An 18,757-nucleotide genomic window follows, 5' to 3' on the forward strand; every position below is an offset into this window, starting at 1 on the left:
TATTCGCCTTTGTGTCTTTCTTACTAGAATGATAGCGTTTTCATATAAGGTGGGGAAGTTTATGATCATAACGGACATTTTGGTCTTTTTGGTCTCAGGTTTATCCTTTAAACACGTAGCGGTTGACAGGACGGCCGATTCCGCCGTATTGAACGTCCAGCTTAATGGTTCCGTTTTTTTCTAGATAATCAAGGTATCGCCTCGCTGTCACTCTGGCGATACCGAGCGCCTTGGCGACCTCTTCTGCAGAAAGAGATGCGGTTTGCCGCTTCAAAATAGCAGTGACTTCATTCATCGTAAAATGATTCAATCCTTTTGGCAGATCCTGTACGGCCTGCTGCGGAATATTCAGGATCGCATCGAGCTGTTCCTGGGACAGCGTATCGTTCGCTTCTATTTTTTGTTTATATTGCTTGTACTTTTCAAGTGCCTGTCTCATTCGCTCAAGCTTAAATGGTTTTAAGATATAGTCAGCCGCTCCATTTTGCAGCATAAGGGAGATCGTTTCTTTGTCTTTTGCAGCGGAAACGACAATGATATCCACTTCAAGCTTTTGCTTTCTGATCTCCTGCAACGTTTTGATCCCGTCTTTTTTCGGCATGTACACATCGAGAATAACGAGGTCGGGCTGTTTTTCTTTAATTAGCTTGATGCCTTCTTCTCCGTTTCCCGCTGTTGCACAGACAATAAAGCCGCTGACAGTTGTGATGAAATCCTTGTTTACCTCTTGAACCATCGGATCATCTTCAATGAGCAGAACCTTCCATTCTTTAAGAGCCATGCTGTGCTTCCTCCCCCTTCATTGGAAAAACGATAGAAAAAGCTGATCCTTGCCCTGCGTGTGAATCCACTTCTACCGTGCCCGATCCTTTGTCTGTTATTTGTTTGACTAGATACAGGCCATAGCCTGTGCCGCCTGTTTTATTGACTGTAAATCCTTTGTCGTAAAGGTGCGGCATATGTGCCGATTCAATCCCGCAGCCGTTATCTTCTATTAAAATTGCCAGGATATCATCCGTTTGTTCGATGCTGATGTCAATCCGTTTGTCATTAGATTGAACCGTTTCAAATGAACCGAAGGCATTTTCAATCAGGTTGCCAAGAAGCACAACGATATCATGCTGATCAACATGCTCGGGAAATTGCTGAAGGCTGCTGTTTTCATCAATATGAACAGCAATGCCGAGCTCCCTTCCTCTTCTGATTTTACTTAATAGAAGGCCAGCCGCAGCGTCATTTTGAATCGAGCGATGAAGAAATTCAGTCACATTTTCCTGCTCAGTTGACGCCCGGAATGCAAGCTGCAAGGCTTTTTCAGATTTCCCCAACTGGATGAGGCCGGCGATCGTATGCAGCTTATTCATATGCTCATGGTTTTGGACGCGAAGCGCCTCTACAAAGTTTTTGACGCCAGTCAACTCCTCCGCCATCTTAGCCGCTTCCGTTCTGTCCTGAAAAATCGCGACGGCGCCGATGACTTTTTTCTTCATGACGATCGGAATTCTGCTGCTCATAATCACTTTTCCGCTGACGCGAATTTCTTCATTATAAACCGCTTTGTTCCGCTCCACGATTTCGGGCAGGCGCGAATCCTTAAGAACCTCCCAGATCACCTTTCCGACCAGATCCCCTTGCACCTCAAAGATCTGTTTCGCTTTTTCATTAAAAATCGTAATGATAAGCCGGTTGTCGATGGCAATCACGCCTTCGTTCATGGAATGAAACGTCGCTGTCCGTTCTTCATACATTCGGACAATCTCATGAGGCTCAAGCTGAAACATTTGTTTTTTGATATGGCGGGCCAGCAGAAAGGAACCTGCAAGGCCGAAGCCGAGTGTCAGTACAACGATGAATGTGATATCGTGTTTTAACTGAAGCAATATGTCGGTAATCCCCGGCAGTGTTTTCCCGACAAGCACCACGCCGATCTGGTTCAGCTCGTGATCCTTCACCGGATAAAAAGCGCGGACCGCCGTGCCGATCTCTCCCTTTGCTTCTGAGAAATAAATATGCTCCGCAAACGCCGCCTCTTCGTCTGCACCCTTGGATTTCTTGCCGATACTTGTACTGACAGGATGCGTGTAGCGGATGTGATTCATATCCATGACAACAATATAGTCTGCTTCATTAATCATCCTGATCTCTTCAACCGCATGGCGAACAGCTTCTGTTTGTTTTTTTCGCGCCAAGGCCTCTTTTACTTCTGTCATCTCCGATACCGTCCGGGCCGTATTCATCAAACGTTTTTTCAGCTCCCGCTCCTCTGTATGCTGGATATTGCCGATAAGCACAATGCCGCCGATCAAAAAGGAGAAAATGACGAGTATATAGGATAAGATCGTGATTTTCCAACGGATTGAGAGCTTCTTTTTGTTCATCAGCTTCTCCTTTCAGGTCTTTACGAATGGCATGGCCCCCATTATCCTTAAAACATAGGGGAGGGCTTTTCATGAAGAGTTTGCTTGCATGTCTCGCACTGATGATCGCCGGAATTGCAACCGCTTTATTTATCGGATTCCATGATCGTTCCGGCAGTGAAGAGATCGTTTATGATGACGACCAGGAAGGCTTACAGGATCAAATCGTGTTTACATTCAGCCATGTGGTTGCCGAAAACACGCCGAAAGGGCTGGCCGCCAATAAATTCGCCGAGCTGGTAAACGAGAAATCAGGCGGAAAAATAAAAATTGAAGTGTTTCCGAATGGAAGCCTGTATTCGGACATTGAAGAAATTGAAGCATTGCAAAACGGCGATGTTCAGTTTATCGCCCCCTCCACATCGAAGCTCGGCATGCTCTCGCCTGAATGGTGCGTGCTGGATCTGCCGTATGCATTTACAGATTACAATGCCGTCAAAAAAGGGCTGCACGGCAGCATCGGCACACAGCTGTTTGATTCCCTAAAGAAAAATCAATTAAAAGGCCTCGCCTATTGGACGAACGGCTTTAAACAAATCACGACAAATGAAGGGCCGGTCAAAACCCCGGATGATTTAAAAGGTCAAGATCTCCGCATTATGCAAAGCGATGTGATAGAGGATCAGTTCAAGCTGCTTGGTGCAACGCCTCATCAGGAATCCTTCAATTCTACCTTTCAGCTGCTAGAAAACAATACAGTCGATGGCGAAGAAAATACCATCTCAAACATCTATTCTAAAAAATTTTATAATGTTCAGGACCATTTGACAATAAGCAGCCACGGTTATCTCGGCTATGCCGTCATGACGGATGAGCACTTCTGGAACGCGCAAACGCCGGAAACACGGCGCATTTTAACGGAAGCGATGAAGGAAACGACAGAGTGGAATGAAATGCATGCCGAGCAAATGAACAAGGAGCAGCTGGAAGTCATCAAAATGAGTTCTTCTATTCACATCTACGAGCTGTCAGATAAAGAGAAAAAAGAATGGATGAAGCGCCTCGATCCTGTTTACCGGCAGTACGAGCCTATCTTCGGCCGGAAGCTGATTCAGGAGCTTTTGGAGCTGCGAGGTGATTCGTAGTCCCCAACTCGATACGCTGTTTTTCGTTTATCTTTCAATTGATCGGAAATATAAAAAGGGATAAACGAAAAAAGGAGATGGGAACATGTTTAAGCACACGAAAATGCTGCAGCATCCTGCTAAACCAGATCGTCCAAATCCATTATTCGCGAAAAAAATGCAAGAAATTTTAGGCGGGCAATTTGGAGAAATTTCTGTTGCCATGCAGTACTTATTTCAAGGCTGGAATACAAGAGGAAATGAAAAATACAAGGATTTGCTGATGGATACGGCAACTGAGGAACTCGGGCATGTTGAAATGATCGCCACGATGATCGCCAGACTTCTTGAGGATGCCCCGCTCGATCAGCAGGAAAAAGCCGCTGAAGATCCGGTCATCGGCTCCATTCTGGGCGGCATGAACCCTCACCACGCGATTGTATCAGGACTTGGCGCCATGCCGGAAAACAGTACAGGCGTCCCTTGGAGCGGCGGCTATATCGTTGCAAGCGGAAACCTGCTGGCAGACTTCCGCGCCAATCTGAATGCGGAATCACAAGGCCGTCTGCAGGTCGCACGCCTGTTTGAAATGACAGATGACAAAGGCGTTAAAGATATGCTCAGCTTCCTGCTGGCGCGTGACACGATGCACCAAAATCAATGGCTCGCCGCCATTAAAGAATTAGAAGCACAAGAAGGCCCGATTGTGCCGGGAACATTTCCGAAAGCACTCGAAAAGCAAGAGTTCTCGCATCAGCTTATTAATTTCTCTGAAGGCGAAGAAAGCGCCGAGCAAACTTGGCTGAACGAAAAAGCGCCGGACGGAGAAGCCTTTGAATATGTAAAAGAAGCGAAAGCGTTTGGAGAAAAACCGGAATTAAAACCAGCACCGCCTTTTGTTCATGATACGCTTCCGGGACGTGAGTAAAGATACAAGCATAAAAAGGATAGATCATCATCAACTGTGATCTATCCTTTTTTGCGCGTTTTCTGCCACTCAAGCATCTCAAGACGATTGCCAAATGGATCTAAAACATAGAATCTGTCCGCTCCCGGAAGTTTATTGTCCTCAACAATTCCAATTCCATTTAATTCCAAATGTTCTTTTAAGCCTTCTATATCCATAACCTCAAAGGCGGGGTGTGCTTTTTTAGCGGGTACAAAAGGTTCTTCTATCCCGATATGCAATTGTCTATTCCCAAAAGTGAACCAGACCCCGCCTCGGGCTTTTAACTCATCAGGTTTTTCAATTTCCCGAAAGCCTAATATGCCGACGTAAAATTGTCTTGCAGCAGTTTCACAGCCTTTAGGAGCCGCAAGCTGAATATGATCAATTCCCTTAAAATGAAAAGTCATCTAAATCAATCCCCCTGATTCCCCAATTGAATTCCATTTTCTTCATTTTAATTCAATCAAAATAATAGGAGAATATCTACATTGTTATAATGAGTGATAAAATCAGCTTATCATCTTTTTTAAAACGACTTCCCATAACTAAGCTTTTGTCACGGTCCATCCAGGCTCGTATTCAATTTCCCGGTTGTCAAACATGCAAGCGGCCTCCTCTGCATCAGCCTGAGTAAACGTCACTTCTATTGAATATAACGTAGCCTTTTGCCCGATTTCTTCATAGATAACGTCATGTTCGTTCTCCATAAAAGCCTCATAAACTTCTCTGTCCTCCCAAACGCTGATGATCTCTGCGGTAAGCGGCCTGTCTGCTGATGTTCGCCAGCCGCCGGCCTGTTTGACAAAGCCGGCCACATGTGACAATGCCCCCCACTGTGACTGCGCTTTTGAAAATGCTTCGGCGTTTGCAGCATCTACTTCACATACAATCTTTTTGATTAGCATGGCAATTCCTCTATGATGACTGTTTTCGCCTGTGTATGCTCGACACAGAGATTCACCGTTCTGACGTAAGAGCGCGTGCGGTGAACCGTTCCTTTCGTGATGAGCAGGCTGTCATTCGCTTTGAGTACCGCAGTTTCTTTGTCCTTAAAATCAATCAGCAGCTCACCTTCAAGAACAATGAACAATTCATCTGAGTCAGGATGATGGTGCCAGTCATATTCTCCTGTAAACACAGCGAGCCGTATACAATGGTCGTTGACCTCTGAAATGGAGAAATTAGCGTGTTTTTCTTTGACTTCATTGGCAATGGCGAGCAGGTTTTGCATCTCAGACATTAGCGAAAACCCCTTTTTCATTTATTGTATCGCAGCACCGGCTTAGATCAAGTTATTTCCAAAATAAAAAAGCGATCCAGCTGTTTCGCCGGATCGCTTTTTATCTTCTGCAGGTTGTCTGCCTTCATGCTTTTGATTAGTCGTTGTTGCGGGCGTTTCCGCCTTTTGAGCCAATTTCTTGGTAGAATTCTTTATCATGATTTTTGCTTGTTGCCTCTCCGCCTTTACGGCCGATTTCTTGATAGAATTCTTTGTCATGATTTTCGCTAGTGGCTTCTCCGCCTTTTTCGCCGATTTCTTGATAGAATTCTTTGTCATGGTTTTGGCTAGTGGCTTCTCCGCCTTTTTCACCGATTTCTTGGTAGAATTCTTTGTCATGGTTTTCGCTAGTGGCTTCTCCGCCTTTTTGACCAATCTCTTGATAGAATTCTTTATCATGGTTTTTGCTTGTTGTTTCTCCGCCTTTTCTACCTGCTTCTTCTCTGCTCATTTTGTTATCGTCTGCCATTTTGAATTCCTCCTTTAATTGGTGTTGGTTGTTGTATTCCCGCTATCCATCCTTTTAAACAAACAAAACACATTGGGTGTGTTTCCACTAAAAAAAGCAGGCGGAGCGCGGTGTCCGTCTGCTTTTTTTGTTATTCCATCTCTAATTCTTTTTCTTTCAGCCGCTCAAGAATGCGGCGCTTTTTATACAACATCATGCCCGTTTCGGTAATGTCGTTTAATGTCGAGCGATTGGCTGACGCACCAAAGACCATTCCCGCGACCGGTACCAGTTGAAAAAGCTTTTTCCAGCCAAACGTGTCGCGATAGCCTAAAACAACTTCACGCCAGCCTTGGATTTGAGAAGCGACATTCTTATATGTACGATCTTGATCGTAGTCTTTTAATTCATTCAAAATCGATTTTTTGCCGACAACATCAGCCGAAGTCAGCTGCATACATTTTACGATGAAGACCCGCTCCTTTTTCTCCTTTGGGTCAAAGCCGTAAGCAACCGCGATATCCTGCAACGTTTTTAACGACAGGCCAAGCACGGCCGGAATGTCTGCCGCCAGCGTAAACACGCCGCCCACACCCGTTGTCGCGCCTTGAACTGTTGCGGCGTTAATTCTGTTTTTGCCCATTCCTTCCGCAATTTCATCCATGATAGGAAGAGGGGCTTGTTGTACGTCTTCGAGTGATTCGAAGGTCTCCTCCGGCAGTTTCTTTTGAAACATCTTGATAATCTGTTTTTCAGATGTCAGATACTGCCCTCCTGTTTGGACAAAGCTGCCGAGCTCATCCAAGAGCTTGCCGATCTTTTTCTGGATGAATTCCGGTGTCAGCTTGTCCAGCAGCTGAAACGGGAGACGGCTGAGTTTTTCCCAAAACCAGACTTTTTGCTGATCTTTTTCCCATTTCTCTATTTCTTTTAATTGCTGATGCAAGTCTTCTTTTCGTTCTGTTGTCACCCAACCCGCACTTCCCTTCTGTTTTTCTACTGTATAGTATACCTTCATTTTCCGGAAACGTTTTTATTTTTCACCTGCGGGTACCATTTTTATAAAAGGAAAAGGAGTGATGGACATGCCTTGGTCGATGAAGAATTATCCCGCTTCATTGAAAAATCTTGAGAACCCGGTGAAGAAAAAAGCGATTGACATTGCAAATGCAATGATTGATGAGGGTTACGAGGACGGCCGCGCAATTCCGATTGCGACAAGCAAGGCAAAGGAATGGGCGGAAAACGCCTCGAAAAAAGAAATTGATGATTTCCTCAAGAATGGCGATGAGACAGAACACGATGAAGATCCAAGCAGCGGCAAAGGTTCTGAGCTCATGGATAAAGCAGAACATGTCATCAAGCATAAAAACGGCTGGGCGGTCAAAGCCGAGGATGCTAAACGTGTATCTGAGATCAAGGGTACAAAGAAAGAAGCAATTGAACGGGCAAAGGAGATCGCAGCGCATAAAGGCACTGAAGTGATTGTTCATTTAGCTGATGGCAGCGTGCAGAGAAAGATCAAAACAGGATCATAAAGCGATATGCTATTCGGTGTTTCGGGTTTGGCATGAGCGGTTATTGATTGATAAATCATTTAAGAGGGGTGAGCATGATGCTTAGCTTTTTGGTTTCATTAGTTGTAGCTATCCTAATCGGCTTAATCGGAAGCGCCATTGTGGGGAACCGGATGCCGGGAGGAATTTTCGGCTCTATGATTGCCGGGCTGGCCGGCGCTTGGATCGGACACGGACTCTTTGGCACTTGGGGACCTAGCCTCGGCGGCTTTGCCATTATCCCGGCAATTATCGGGGCTGCCATCCTCGTGTTCTTGCTGAGCCTCGTATTCCGCGGGCTGCGGAAGGAAGCCTAGACTCATTTTGATACAGGAGGCATCGTTTCGAACTGAAACGATGTCTTTTTATGTGGGACCTTATTTGAATCTTTACATATCATGTGACATAACAGGGGAAAATTTGAAAGTGAATGAACGTTTTCGGTTGACAAGAAACCGGGATGGTCATATGATGTAGATAAAATAATTTGCGTTAAGGAAACTCTTTGTTGTATGGCAAAAAACAATCAGAATTCAGGTGAGACATGATGAACAAGGACATCACAGCACAATCTCCCCGTTCCAAAGCAGTCCAAGAGGCGCTTGACGGGAAAATCAAAGGGTTCAGAGGGCTGCTCCCTTTTCTGGGCCCTGCATTTATAGCAGCCATCGCCTATATTGATCCCGGCAACTTCGCCACGAATATATCAGCGGGTTCTAAATACGGATATATGCTGCTATGGGTGATTTTATTTTCTAATATTATGGCGCTTTTAATCCAATCACTCTCCGCTAAACTCGGCATCGCGACAGGCAAAAACCTGCCAGAGATTGCCCGCGAAGAATTCCCTAAGCCTGTTTCCATCGGTTTATGGATTCAGGGCGAGCTGGTCATTATCGCAACTGATCTGGCGGAATTTATCGGAGCGGCACTGGGACTGTATTTGCTGTTCGGCATCCCGATGCTTGAAGCGTCTATTATAGCGGCGATCGGCTCTTTCGCGATATTAGAGCTTCAGCGCCGCGGATATCGCTCACTTGAAGCCGGCATTACCGGCATGCTGTTTGTGGTGGTCATCGCCTTTGCGCTGCAGACCTTTTTCGCCAAGCCTGATGCCGTCTCAGTGATGAAGGGCCTTTTTGTTCCGGCGTTTCAAGGCACTGATAGTGTGCTTCTCGCAGCTGGTATTCTCGGCGCAACCGTTATGCCGCACGCCATTTATTTACACTCAGCCCTTACACAGCGGCGGGTGGTTGGCAAAACTGATGCTGAGCGAAAAAAAATCTTCAGATTTGAATTTATTGATATTTTAATAGCGATGCTGATCGCAGGTGCGATTAATGCGAGCATGCTGATCGTGGCTGCCGCATTATTCTTCAAAAACGGGCTGTTTGTCGAGGATCTTGATGTCGCCTTTCAGCAATTCGGACATCTTGTCAGCCCAATGTCAGCCGTTTTATTCGGGATCGGACTGCTCGTTGCCGGTCTGTCCAGTTCGTCAGTCGGCACGCTTTCAGGCGACGTGATTATGGCAGGTTTTATCAACTACCGCATTCCGCTGTATGTGCGGCGTTTTATCACGATCATTCCGCCGATCTTGATTATCGCATCAGGCGTCAATCCGACAACAGCTCTCGTCATGAGCCAGGTCGTGCTGTCCTTCGGGATCGCCTTCGCCTTAATCCCGCTTATTATGTTTACAAGCAATAAACGGATTATGGGCGCCTTGATCAACGCCAAATGGGTCACAGTGGTTTCTTGGCTGATCGCTGTATTGATCGTCGCTTTGAACGTGTTTTTAATTGTTGATACGTTTCGTTAGAAAAAACCGGCCGCTAAGCCGGTTTTTCATATTGCGCAAAAGCTCATTGATACCCTTTTTGCCAGAAATTTGTTATGATAGAAGAAAAAATCGGAGTTTTGATGATGTCATTATTTATTCTGTTTTATTTGTGGATTGTTCCTATTGTAATCGGCATTTTATGTTCTGCTGTTGCCTATAAATCCAAGGGGAAAATGAGAGTCGCGCCCGGCATCGCCATGATCGTGCTCAGTATCATTTCCTTGGTCACCGCGTTTACGGCCGGACACACCAATTTCCACGTGTTTATCGGCGGAATGTTTTTATTCGGAACGTTATTGGTTGGTTCTGCTTTTCCTTTCTTTTTTGGGCTTAAGAAGAAAGAGAAATAAACTCATAGAGACATGAACGCTGTAAGATTTGATAAAAATAAACATATGAAACATACAAGGACAAATGCGCTGATCTTTTTGTTTTGAAAGAAGATGCATTTGTCCTTTTGTCCGTTTTGAGCATGGCGAATATCGTGACAGGCTGCATAGATCATTCCTAGAGATCCCAATACGTACATCACTAATTTTATGGATTCAAACATGCTTTCCTCCTATCATTCAATATAATGCTATGATAACTTACAGTCCATTTATTTCCAACACCTAAAAAACAGGGGTCTCACGAGGCCCCTGTTTTTTTAGAATAACCGTTTTAAACTTTTCTTCAGTGACGGCATTTCGATTTTTTGGTTTTCGAAGAAATTTTTCAGCATGTATTTGCTGAAGCCTTTTGCCTGCCCGTAGGTGATTTTGCCAGGCAGCGGCGGTTCGTTTCCGATCATGACGTCCACTACGACCGGCTGGCCAGCGTGTAACGCTTCATGGAAAGCGGGCGCAAGCTCTTCCGCTTTAGTCACCTTGATGCCCTTTGCTCCGCAGCTTTCTGCAAATGCGGCATAGTCGACATTTTGAAGTTTGGTGACATAGTCGATATTGCCCTTCACCTGCTGCTCGTACTCGATCATGCCGAGATTTTCGTTGTTTAAAATGACAACGGTGAGCGGGAGTTTGTATTTGACGGCGGTCGGGAGATCCTGCATGACCATGGAAAAGCCCCCGTCCCCGCAGACGGCGATCGCCTGGCGCTCCGGTTCCGACAAGCTTGACGCGATTGCTCCCGGCAGGCCGCAGCCCATTGTCGCAAGCCAACTGGAAACGATGAAATCCTGGTTTGCTTTCATTTTGAAATGACGCGCCATCCAGACTGTCACAGTGCCGACATCTACAGAAAGCACCGCATCATCGGCTGCCGCTTCCTCAAGACGCGCCACGACCTGCTGGGGTTTGAGCGGTGTTGCCGCCTCTGTCTCATCTTTTTCAATTTCGTTCCACCAATGCTGCATATGTTCAGTGCAGGCTTCCAGAAACCTTCTGTCTTCCTTCCGTTCAATAAACTCTGTCAATTCGCGCAGGCCGTGAACCGAATCGCAGACAAGACCCGCTGTTACCGGATAGCGTTTTCCGATTTTCGCCGGATCTGAATCAAGCTGGATCGCCGGCGTGTCATCAGGCAAATAATCGCGATATGGGAATGAAGTTCCGAGCATGATTAATAAATCACATTCCTCCATTGCCTCGTAAGCCGGCTTTGTGCCGATCTGCCCGAGGTTGCCGAGAAAATGCGGGTGCTTATCGGGAACAACGCCTTTTGCCGGGAGCGTGACAACGATCGGGGCCGCGGCTTTGTCCGCAAATTCCAGCAGCTCACGTTTCGCCTTTTTCATTCCCTGCCCCGCCAAAATAATCGGCTTCTTGGCGTTATTTATATATTGCGCGCAAGTGATGAGCTGTTCTTTTTTCGGTTCAAGGTTCCCTTCAATATACACTGGTGACGTGTATACGGGCTCGCGTTTGATTTTCTCCGCGAACAAATCATCTGACACGCTCAATACCGCAACGCCTTTTTTGCTGCAGGCGGTGCGGATCGCCTGATTCAAGAGATCCGGCAGTGATTCCGCGCTATGTACCTCTCTGTTGAATACTGCCACGTCTTCAAACATTTGCTCAAGCTTGATTTCCTGAAAATAATCCCGTCCGACTTCGCCTGATGAAACCTGTCCTGCAATCGCCAGCACAGGGGCGCCGTCCGCTTTGGCATCATATAAACCATTTAATAAGTGCACCGCCCCCGGCCCTGCGATCGACAGGCAGACGCCGATTTTGCCGGTGAGTTTTGCCTCAGCCGCGGCAGCCAGCGCAGCCACCTCTTCATGGCGGGTTTGAATGAATTTCAATTGATTTCTTTCGTGCCTTAATTCTTCAATAAACTCATTGATACTGTCTCCGGGGATGCCGTATACATGATCAACTCCCCATTGTTCAAGCAGTTCTGTCATTGCTTGTCCTGCAGTTTTGTGTGCCATGACGTATCCTCCTTTTTCCTATTTTCAATACCACAGGAGAGCTTCTTTAAAACCCGGAGACCTTTATCACTTGCCCAGTCTTCTTTTCAACATGCCAATCGCCGCAAGCATGCCGCTGTCCTTGAGAGTGACGGCTGCGTCTAGAGAGCCGCTCATAAAATCTTTGATTTGCCTTTTTCGGTTCGGCACTATAAATAGCGGCAAACGCTGCGGAGAAAACCACTTCAAATCCGCTGTCTCCATGCCGCTCGTTATCGCTTGTCCGCCTGTTATGTGTCCGGTAAACACGTGCTGTTCATCTTGAAACTTCGGCCTTTGGTAGACACCTATTTTCGCAGAAAGCGCTGCGTTGTATCCCGTCTCTTCCAACACCTCCCGGACTGCCGCTGCCTCAGCCGTTTCCCCGGGATCGATCGACCCTGCCGCCCGGCAGATCCCATAAAGGGACGTCCTTTCGTTTCACCAGCAGAATCTGATGTTTTTCATTCGATACAATGACAAACGAACCTTGCGTATACATTGCCAATTCTCCTTTTCACGCAAAAAAGACCAAGGTCGTTTTCCCCTTGGTCATAGTTGCTTTCCTTTTTAAAATGATACGGCAGTGCGGCAATCATTATGTCCTTTTTTTCACAACAGCGGACTCTGAGAAAGAAGGCCGATTGGCTGTAAAGGATGGTATGCCGGCCCGTTTTTTCAATCATCACGTTAGCAATAACCAGCTGCCAAGACATGGTTGGCAGCCAATAATGTTTCGTTAATGTTCCAGCGATGATGCGCCGTCGGCCGGCATTGTGCCGTGAACGTACGGAGGCGCCGGCTTGAGCACTGGTTTTTGGCCCATAGCCTCAGGCTCCCCAACATATTCGAAATTCCCTTTTCCATCCATACTAGTCCCTGACGCCCAGCGGCCGCTTTGGCTTTCAGTTCCTTTAGAGCAGTCCATGAATGAATAGGAAACTTCTTGTTTTTCGTATTCACGATTAAATGTACTTGGGACAACTACGCCTTCACGTTCCTCTAATTCTTGAATGGCCGCCAGCCATTGATTTTGATGCATCGTGTCCCTCGCGATCAAGAAGGACAGCATATCCCTCACACCTTTATCATCTGTCATTTCATATAGACGGACAGCTTGCAGCCTGCCTTGCGATTCAGCATTAAGGTTTGCACGGAAATCGGCGAGCAGATTTCCGCTTGCAATGGTATATCGGGCTGTCCAAGGGTATCCCACACTATCATCTGGTTTAGCCCCTAAACCTCCTACGATGGCATGCTGGGGATTCATCCCTCCCATTACAGCTCCAATGACGGGATCTTTAGCCATTTGCTCTTGTTCTTCAATTGGCGCTTTATCAAGCAGCTGAGCTATCATCGTTGCCAGCATTTCCACATGGGCAATTTCTTCTGTGCCGATATCAAGAAGCATGTCACGGTATTTTTGATCAGCTCTGCAGTTCCAGCCTTGAAATAAATACTGCATCATGACAGAAATTTCACCGAACTGTCCGCCTAATATTTCTTGCAATTTTTTCGCGTAAACGGGGTCTGGCCGGTCAGGTTTGGCATTATATTGTAACTCTTTCACATGGAAAAACATCTATATCCCTCCAATTCATCTTTACGCTTTAGGATGGCGGTATTTTCTGTTTTCATGTATAGGCCCTAAAAAAATACAACACTCTGTATGAGTGTTGTATCCAAATGAATGACTATTAGGGACATCATTCTTCATGTGCTATCCCCTGTCTGTCTTTCTTTTTCTGCGTCGTACGGCAATCCAAATGAACACTGCCGCAATCATCATAATGAGTGCCAGCACACCAATATACAGCCATTTCTGGCCATTCTCTTGTGATAGCTGTTCTTCACTGGCACTGTTTGCTTCTGATTTGAGCTGCTGGTGATTAGTAAACACCTGCTGGCTGGTTGTTTCATTGACGACGGTTGCCGAGTCATCGGTGCTGTTGAGATAGTTGATGATTTCTTTCGTGACGGCCGCGCCTTTTCCTTTTGACGGTGCAAAGACAGCCATTGTGTAGCTTGTATCCCAAAGAGATGCTTGGGTAAACGCCACTTGTTTTGTTGTCTCATTCAGCATCTCAAATCCTGATACATCAAACGAGCCGTTCTTCACTTGCGGCACAAGCAATTCTGAAGATTTCTCCTTCAGAAGAGAAAATTGATTGATGCTTCCGATGAAAATAAGATTCCGTCCTTTTGTATCATTCGCTGTTACATCGGATGATTTCTTCACCGAATATGAATGCTGCGCTTCGCTGCCAAAGGACTCTGTTACGAGAGAAAGCTCCTCTAGCTTCGATTGGCTCACGGCGTCAGGAATCACGATCAACGTTGCCTGTTCCTGATTTCCGGCGTAAGGAAGCGGCCACTCTTGAAAATCCGCTGACGGAGACATGCCTTTGACGGTGTAAGACAATGTACTGTTTTTATCGATAAAGACCCACTTTTCTTCGTCAGCGGTGTTGCAAGGATTATTTTCCTTTAGCCCAGTTGTGACGAATTGAATATCAATGTATCGGTTTTTCTGCAGCAGCTTAGGATCCACTTTTACCATGGCATGATAGAATCCGTTTTTATCTTCTTTTCCTAAATCATCAAGCCGGACCGAGTGCGGCTGGCCGTTGATCATGACCTTCAGCTCTGCAGCCTGAGCAGCCGATTCGTTTTCGGCCGTTGAAGCTTGAATCGTTTCGGACTTTTTCAGCTTAAGCGACAGCTTCGCTGATTGGTTTTCATCTAAAACCGCCGCTGCAGGATAAAAGTAATGTGCTGAAGATGTTTTGTCAGCTCCAATTGTGATATCATCCACTCCAAAATTCTTGAGGGTCAGCCTATTGCTTTCTTTTTTTTCAGCCTGCTTAAGCTTGCTGATTGAGAGTGTATCGCCGCTGAGCTGGCCTGTATAAGTCTGATCCGTAATGACACTGATTTTTTCAGTGAGCACGTCATCGGATGCGGCTTGCGCAAACAGAACCGGCTGCTGCTTGCTCTCTGCTTTCAGCACCCGCTCCGCAAGCAGGAGTTTTTCTCCTTTTGCCTGTAAGCCGGCTTGTTTCATCAGCTTTTTCACCTTTCCGTTCCAATGCTTGTCCACTCCGATGAAAATCGTCGGCTTGTCGATTTTCTTCAGTTCAGATTCCGTGACATACGAAATGGTGACACTGCTGTCGGCCGTTTTCAAATAGCCTTCTGTTTTCACTGCTGCTTCAATTTCCGCCGAACTTGGGTCGTCCGGAATGACGATGGCGGTTTCCTCGGCTGTATTTCCCGATTGGGCGAAAGGATATGGATAATGGTCCAGCGTCGTTCCCTTCGCTTCACTGCTGTCCGCCAGCGTCAGGCGGCTGTCCGGGTAAATTTTGATCCAGTTTCCGGACGTATCCTGTCTGACGCAGACGCCCTCTTTCATTACACCGTAAAATTTCAGCGATACGTTGTGATAGCCTTGGGCAGACTGGCTTTTAGTCAGGTTCAGCTTCAATGTTTTCCGTTTTGAATCACCATTAAGCTTTACCGTTTTGACTGGTTCGTCGTCAATGACAGCCGTTAACGATGATGGAGAAATTAAAAGATTTGAAGCCTCGTATTCAATCACCAATTGCTGATTGCCGGAAGAGGCGCCTGCCGGAATCTGATACGTCAGCTCCGCGCTGTCTTTTGATCCGTACAGTGTCATCAGGTCGCTTGTCAGCACCTGCTGTTTGGCTTGTTCTTGGCTGCTTTTTCCGAGAAGCGAACCGCTGACCTGCACCTCTTTGGCTAAAGCCGCTTGTCCGGTCATCGCCAGAAGCATGAAGCTTGTGAGAAAAATCATTATTTGTTTCAAAAAGGTCACCCGCTTTTATGTTGATTGTATCGTTCTGTTTTGTACCATTTGACCTCCTGCTTGAATAAACGGTGCTTGATTTCTACGAATAAAGAATAGATAACGAGCACAATCCATGCCTGCGAGTATGTAAAGTACATGAGAAATACGATAAAAAAGTTTTGCCTGTTCATTTCTGTTTTTTCAATGCTCAACGTAATCATGACCTCTGTCATAAATAAGAAGAACGCCAAGATCCAGAGGACCATGGCCAAAAAACCGACCGATAAATGCAAATCATAAAACAAATTGACGACAAATATCGTATTTGACATGATCACGCCAAAGAAAAACAGGAAGTACGTAAAGAAAAAATAAAACAAATCAAAGATAATCCGTTTTCGTTTCAGTTTGAAAAACTGCGCCAAAAATTTCAGTACGACATATTGATTGCCGCGTGCCCATCTGGTGCGCTGGCGCCACCACACCTTCCACGTTTCCGGCTCCTGCTCCCAAGTGATGGCGGCAGGGAAAAAGCGGATGTGATAGCCGAGATTATACACCCGGATGGTCAGCTCGGTATCCTCAGCAAGCGCTTTGTCATCCCAGCCCCCGAGCTTTTCGATAATGCTTCTGCGGATCGCGAAGTTGGTGCCCGGGATCGTGGCGATTTTGAACCACTTCCATCTGCCTCCTTGGGCCATCCACTGAAAACAGATCGTTTCGATATTAATAAACTTCGTCAGCAGCGTTTTTGCCGCATTAATGACGCGGAATTTCCCAACCACGGCGCCTGCCTTTTCGTCATTCATCAGGCCGAGAACGAGGTAATACACGGCCATTTTCTCAGGCGTGTTGTCGGCGTCATATACACAGATCACATCGCCGTTCGATTCGGCAAAACCAGAGTTAAGCGCGGAGGATTTGCCTTTTCCTGCGTTTGGCGGCTTCGTGATCACCATTTTGATGAAATCGTACGTCTCGGAAAATTCATTGACGATATCACCCGTCCGGTCTGATGAATTATCATTAACGACGATGATCTCCAGCCGGTCCTTCGGATAATAAAGGTTGACCATCGCCTTCAGCGTCTTCCGAATCACAACCTCTTCGTTATGCGCCGGGATAAGGACACTGACCTTTGGCAGCTCCTTCATGTTTTCTCTCCACTTCGGGATATTCCGCTCGAAGGTCATATAGTGGCGGAACCCGCCCTGCATGAGAAACATGTGGTAGAGAAGCATGACCCAAATTAAACTTAGTGAGATAAAGAACAGCGTATTACCCAAGGCTTCTTCTCTCCTTAAAAATTCGTTTTTTCAATGTGGCTCTCAAGTAAAACGTATAACTGACAAACATGACGACAAATAAGAGCACAATCGCGGAGAGAATCCATAACGCCTTTTCCAGAGGAGTTTGCCGATGATGATCGAAAAACTCGTCAATGGCGCTTACGCCGTTTTGGACCTGAATCGTTCCGTCACCGCTTGTATGAATTTCAACTTTGTCTGTTTTGACGGTTTGTTTCGTTTTCTTTAAATCCAGCCATTCACTGTCTGGAATGCGTTCCATCTGATCAACCAGCTCCGGCAGATATTTCATTCCAAGATACGGGTGATAAAACCCGCCGGCTACTCCGCCTTCAAAATCAATCATCTGGGCGATGTGCTCCTCCATATCGCCGAGCGGGTTTTGTTTTGATGTATCGACAAAGCCGATCGTTTCCGGATACAGTGTCATACCGTGCAGCATTGAAGGAGTTGTCACATATGGAGACGCACCGGATGTTTTCCACGTTGTGCCGCTGAGCTGGACCTGCCCGAAAATGCTTGTAAAATACTGCGAGGCGATTTGATAGCCATATTCGGACATCGTGTAATGCGGCGCTTCAAACGCCAGCGGGTAGAGACCCGATGATGTCAAATTCTCAATCGCACGCGTCAGTTTTTGCTTTGTATACGTTTCTTCCTTTTCACGAAATGGTTTTAAATAGCTGTTATAAGCTTGTTCGCTCGGAAAGTCCCGTTCTTTTTCCAGAATGGATGGGGTGGCTTCGGCATTTCCAGATGTAATCGGCTGATCCGCCTTTGCATCCCAGAATTCAAAGCCCTCTCCCGTTTCACTGTAGCGGTAGGCGTGTGTATAGCCGTGGACAATGATACTGCCGCCCATGCTTTGCAGCTTTTTCAGCACCTTGACCATCTCCGGTTTATCAGACAAATACACTTTGTCGCCAGTTTCCGGATTCAAGTAAACCGGAATCACTGCCAGGATAAAAGGAACATGCCTCTTATGCAGATATGTACCGGCTTGAAGCAGCAATTTTTCATCAGACATCGGGCTGATATCCTCGAGACGCAAATACAATAACGTTGTCCCCGCCTCCTCTCCGAAAGCTTCTCTGAGCTGTTTCGCCACGATCAAATTGTCATTTAACAAATTCGTTAATCCAATGTACACATTCGCTTTTTTTGTTTTCCATATAAAAGAATGCGTTTTGCCGTCATCGGCTTTAAAGGTATAAAGCGACTTTCCTTTCAGGCCTGATACGCTCAGCACGTTAAGCCCGCTCTCCAGAGACACATCGGCCTTTTCCGACCTGCTGTGAACCTGATATACATGTTCTTTGCTGATTAATGAAAGCCCGGAAAATTGGCTGATTTGGCCTGCGTTATAGCCGATGGCCACAACAGGTGTTTTAACGCTGCTGATCAGAGACACCAGTTTTTTGCTGAGCTTTCTTTTCGTTTGGCCGTAATACATCACATGGTCTTTGCCTTTGAAATCGGACGCTTTCACATCCGAATCTTTTTTGACTGTCACATGGGATGTAAAGTGGCCCGCAAGCAAATCGAGCATTTTGACTTGAGACGACTCTTTGCCGTCCAAGGTTGAATAGATGATGAGAATGCCGGCATCCCGCTCCTTCGCTTGTACGGAAACGGGAAAGGACGCAATAGCTGTAAGCAGAAGCATTGTGATGCAGAGCAGCGTGATT

General features: G+C 46.3%; 18 protein-coding genes and 1 pseudogene. 6 read left to right on the plus strand and 13 right to left on the minus strand.

From position 1 onward, the window contains the following. Positions 1–100: 100 nt before the first annotated feature. Both ACMX2I_RS19525 and dctS read right to left on the minus strand, forming a co-directional pair. Positions 101–781: a response regulator gene (locus ACMX2I_RS19525; protein WP_087992977.1), complete on the minus strand. Its 681-nt coding sequence runs from the start codon at positions 779–781 to the stop codon at positions 101–103. Further along, complete coding sequence (gene dctS / locus ACMX2I_RS19530) at positions 771–2,378, minus strand: two-component system sensor histidine kinase DctS (RefSeq protein WP_414958069.1); 1,608 nt, start codon at positions 2,376–2,378, stop codon at positions 771–773. The genes ACMX2I_RS19525 and dctS overlap by 11 nt, the downstream gene beginning before the upstream one ends. 71 nt (positions 2,379–2,449) lie before the next feature. Here dctS and ACMX2I_RS19535 point away from each other — a divergent pair, with 71 nt between their 5' ends. Further along, on the plus strand, positions 2,450–3,502 hold the full coding sequence (locus ACMX2I_RS19535) for a TRAP transporter substrate-binding protein (protein WP_414958070.1): 1,053 nt from the start codon (positions 2,450–2,452) through the stop codon (positions 3,500–3,502). A gap of 85 nt (positions 3,503–3,587) precedes the next feature. Further along, the gene (locus tag ACMX2I_RS19540) at positions 3,588–4,409 is read left to right on the plus strand and encodes a manganese catalase family protein (RefSeq protein WP_394717034.1); all 822 of its coding nucleotides are present in this window, start codon (positions 3,588–3,590) and stop codon (positions 4,407–4,409) included. 41 nt (positions 4,410–4,450) lie between these two features. Here the strand turns inward: ACMX2I_RS19540 and ACMX2I_RS19545 are convergent, their stop codons facing one another. From ACMX2I_RS19545 to ACMX2I_RS19565, 5 genes are all read right to left on the minus strand, one after another. Next, positions 4,451–4,837, minus strand: a complete 387-nt coding sequence (locus tag ACMX2I_RS19545) for a VOC family protein (protein ID WP_414958071.1) — start codon at positions 4,835–4,837, stop codon at positions 4,451–4,453. A gap of 138 nt (positions 4,838–4,975) precedes the next feature. Beyond that, positions 4,976–5,335, minus strand: coding sequence for a YdbC family protein (locus ACMX2I_RS19550; RefSeq protein WP_367387175.1), 360 nt, complete (start codon positions 5,333–5,335; stop codon positions 4,976–4,978). Beyond that, entirely contained in the window at positions 5,329–5,670 is a 342-nt protein-coding gene (locus ACMX2I_RS19555; RefSeq protein ID WP_414958072.1) for a cupin domain-containing protein, read from the minus strand. Before ACMX2I_RS19555 ends, ACMX2I_RS19550 begins: the two co-directional genes overlap by 7 nt. Positions 5,671–5,806: 136 nt before the next feature. Further along, positions 5,807–6,178: a glucose starvation-inducible protein GsiB gene (gsiB, locus tag ACMX2I_RS19560; RefSeq protein WP_252687358.1), complete on the minus strand. Its 372-nt coding sequence runs from the start codon at positions 6,176–6,178 to the stop codon at positions 5,807–5,809. Positions 6,179–6,308: 130 nt separating this feature from the next. Further along, on the minus strand, positions 6,309–7,127 hold the full coding sequence (locus ACMX2I_RS19565) for an EcsC family protein (RefSeq protein WP_148963039.1): 819 nt from the start codon (positions 7,125–7,127) through the stop codon (positions 6,309–6,311). A 115-nt stretch (positions 7,128–7,242) separates the two neighbouring features. On the opposite strand from ACMX2I_RS19565, the gene ACMX2I_RS19570 reads away from it, so the two are divergent. The 4 genes from ACMX2I_RS19570 to ACMX2I_RS19585 all read left to right on the plus strand — a co-directional run bounded on the left by ACMX2I_RS19570 (position 7,243) and on the right by ACMX2I_RS19585 (position 9,906). Beyond that, positions 7,243–7,695, plus strand: coding sequence for a DUF2188 domain-containing protein (locus ACMX2I_RS19570; RefSeq protein WP_414958073.1), 453 nt, complete (start codon positions 7,243–7,245; stop codon positions 7,693–7,695). A 77-nt stretch (positions 7,696–7,772) separates the two neighbouring features. Further along, positions 7,773–8,030, plus strand: coding sequence for a GlsB/YeaQ/YmgE family stress response membrane protein (locus tag ACMX2I_RS19575; protein WP_087993071.1), 258 nt, complete (start codon positions 7,773–7,775; stop codon positions 8,028–8,030). Between the two features lie 227 nt (positions 8,031–8,257). Next, positions 8,258–9,535 (plus strand): Nramp family divalent metal transporter, encoded by a 1,278-nt coding sequence (locus ACMX2I_RS19580; protein ID WP_414958074.1) that lies wholly within the window; start codon positions 8,258–8,260, stop codon positions 9,533–9,535. Between the two features lie 104 nt (positions 9,536–9,639). Next, a complete protein-coding gene (locus tag ACMX2I_RS19585) occupies positions 9,640–9,906 on the plus strand; it encodes a hypothetical protein (RefSeq protein WP_087993072.1) in 267 nt (88 codons plus the stop codon). A 299-nt stretch (positions 9,907–10,205) separates the two neighbouring features. Here the strand turns inward: ACMX2I_RS19585 and ACMX2I_RS19590 are convergent, their stop codons facing one another. The 6 genes and pseudogenes from ACMX2I_RS19590 to ACMX2I_RS19615 form a co-directional block, all read right to left on the minus strand. Continuing rightward, complete coding sequence (locus tag ACMX2I_RS19590) at positions 10,206–11,930, minus strand: pyruvate oxidase (protein ID WP_414958075.1); 1,725 nt, start codon at positions 11,928–11,930, stop codon at positions 10,206–10,208. 66 nt (positions 11,931–11,996) lie between these two features. Next, positions 11,997–12,450: pseudogene (locus tag ACMX2I_RS19595) on the minus strand (NUDIX hydrolase). A gap of 237 nt (positions 12,451–12,687) precedes the next feature. Further along, the gene (locus tag ACMX2I_RS19600) at positions 12,688–13,530 is read right to left on the minus strand and encodes a manganese catalase family protein (RefSeq protein ID WP_394717023.1); all 843 of its coding nucleotides are present in this window, start codon (positions 13,528–13,530) and stop codon (positions 12,688–12,690) included. A 138-nt stretch (positions 13,531–13,668) separates the two neighbouring features. After that, complete coding sequence (locus ACMX2I_RS19605) at positions 13,669–15,780, minus strand: cellulose biosynthesis cyclic di-GMP-binding regulatory protein BcsB (RefSeq protein ID WP_414958076.1); 2,112 nt, start codon at positions 15,778–15,780, stop codon at positions 13,669–13,671. 5 nt (positions 15,781–15,785) lie between these two features. After that, the gene (locus ACMX2I_RS19610) at positions 15,786–17,048 is read right to left on the minus strand and encodes a glycosyltransferase family 2 protein (protein WP_414958077.1); all 1,263 of its coding nucleotides are present in this window, start codon (positions 17,046–17,048) and stop codon (positions 15,786–15,788) included. Further along, complete coding sequence (locus ACMX2I_RS19615; protein WP_414958364.1) at positions 17,041–18,750, minus strand: DUF2334 domain-containing protein; 1,710 nt, start codon at positions 18,748–18,750, stop codon at positions 17,041–17,043. The genes ACMX2I_RS19610 and ACMX2I_RS19615 overlap by 8 nt, the downstream gene beginning before the upstream one ends. Positions 18,751–18,757 lie beyond the last annotated feature (7 nt).

The organism is Bacillus sp. SW14 (assembly GCF_047608225.1).
In the GTDB taxonomy this organism is placed as follows: domain Bacteria; phylum Bacillota; class Bacilli; order Bacillales; family Bacillaceae; genus Bacillus; species Bacillus subtilis_G.

Bases quoted from the DNA above. Each gene is read 5' to 3' on its own strand.
- ACMX2I_RS19545 (WP_414958071.1), bottom strand. From the start codon at position 4,837: ATGACTTTTCATTTTAAGGGAATTGATCATATTCAGCTTGCGGCTCCT.
- ACMX2I_RS19540 (WP_394717034.1), top strand. From the start codon at position 3,588: ATGTTTAAGCACACGAAAATGCTGCAGCATCCTGCTAAACCAGATCGT.
- dctS (WP_414958069.1), bottom strand. From the start codon at position 2,378: ATGAACAAAAAGAAGCTCTCAATCCGTTGGAAAATCACGATCTTATCC.
- ACMX2I_RS19555 (WP_414958072.1), bottom strand. From the start codon at position 5,670: ATGTCTGAGATGCAAAACCTGCTCGCCATTGCCAATGAAGTCAAAGAA.
- ACMX2I_RS19585 (WP_087993072.1), top strand. From the start codon at position 9,640: ATGTCATTATTTATTCTGTTTTATTTGTGGATTGTTCCTATTGTAATC.
- ACMX2I_RS19575 (WP_087993071.1), top strand. From the start codon at position 7,773: ATGCTTAGCTTTTTGGTTTCATTAGTTGTAGCTATCCTAATCGGCTTA.
- ACMX2I_RS19570 (WP_414958073.1), top strand. From the start codon at position 7,243: ATGCCTTGGTCGATGAAGAATTATCCCGCTTCATTGAAAAATCTTGAG.
- ACMX2I_RS19525 (WP_087992977.1), bottom strand. From the start codon at position 781: ATGGCTCTTAAAGAATGGAAGGTTCTGCTCATTGAAGATGATCCGATG.
- ACMX2I_RS19535 (WP_414958070.1), top strand. From the start codon at position 2,450: ATGAAGAGTTTGCTTGCATGTCTCGCACTGATGATCGCCGGAATTGCA.
- ACMX2I_RS19590 (WP_414958075.1), bottom strand. From the start codon at position 11,930: ATGGCACACAAAACTGCAGGACAAGCAATGACAGAACTGCTTGAACAA.
- gsiB (WP_252687358.1), bottom strand. From the start codon at position 6,178: ATGGCAGACGATAACAAAATGAGCAGAGAAGAAGCAGGTAGAAAAGGC.
- ACMX2I_RS19550 (WP_367387175.1), bottom strand. From the start codon at position 5,335: ATGCTAATCAAAAAGATTGTATGTGAAGTAGATGCTGCAAACGCCGAA.
- ACMX2I_RS19600 (WP_394717023.1), bottom strand. From the start codon at position 13,530: ATGTTTTTCCATGTGAAAGAGTTACAATATAATGCCAAACCTGACCGG.
- ACMX2I_RS19580 (WP_414958074.1), top strand. From the start codon at position 8,258: ATGATGAACAAGGACATCACAGCACAATCTCCCCGTTCCAAAGCAGTC.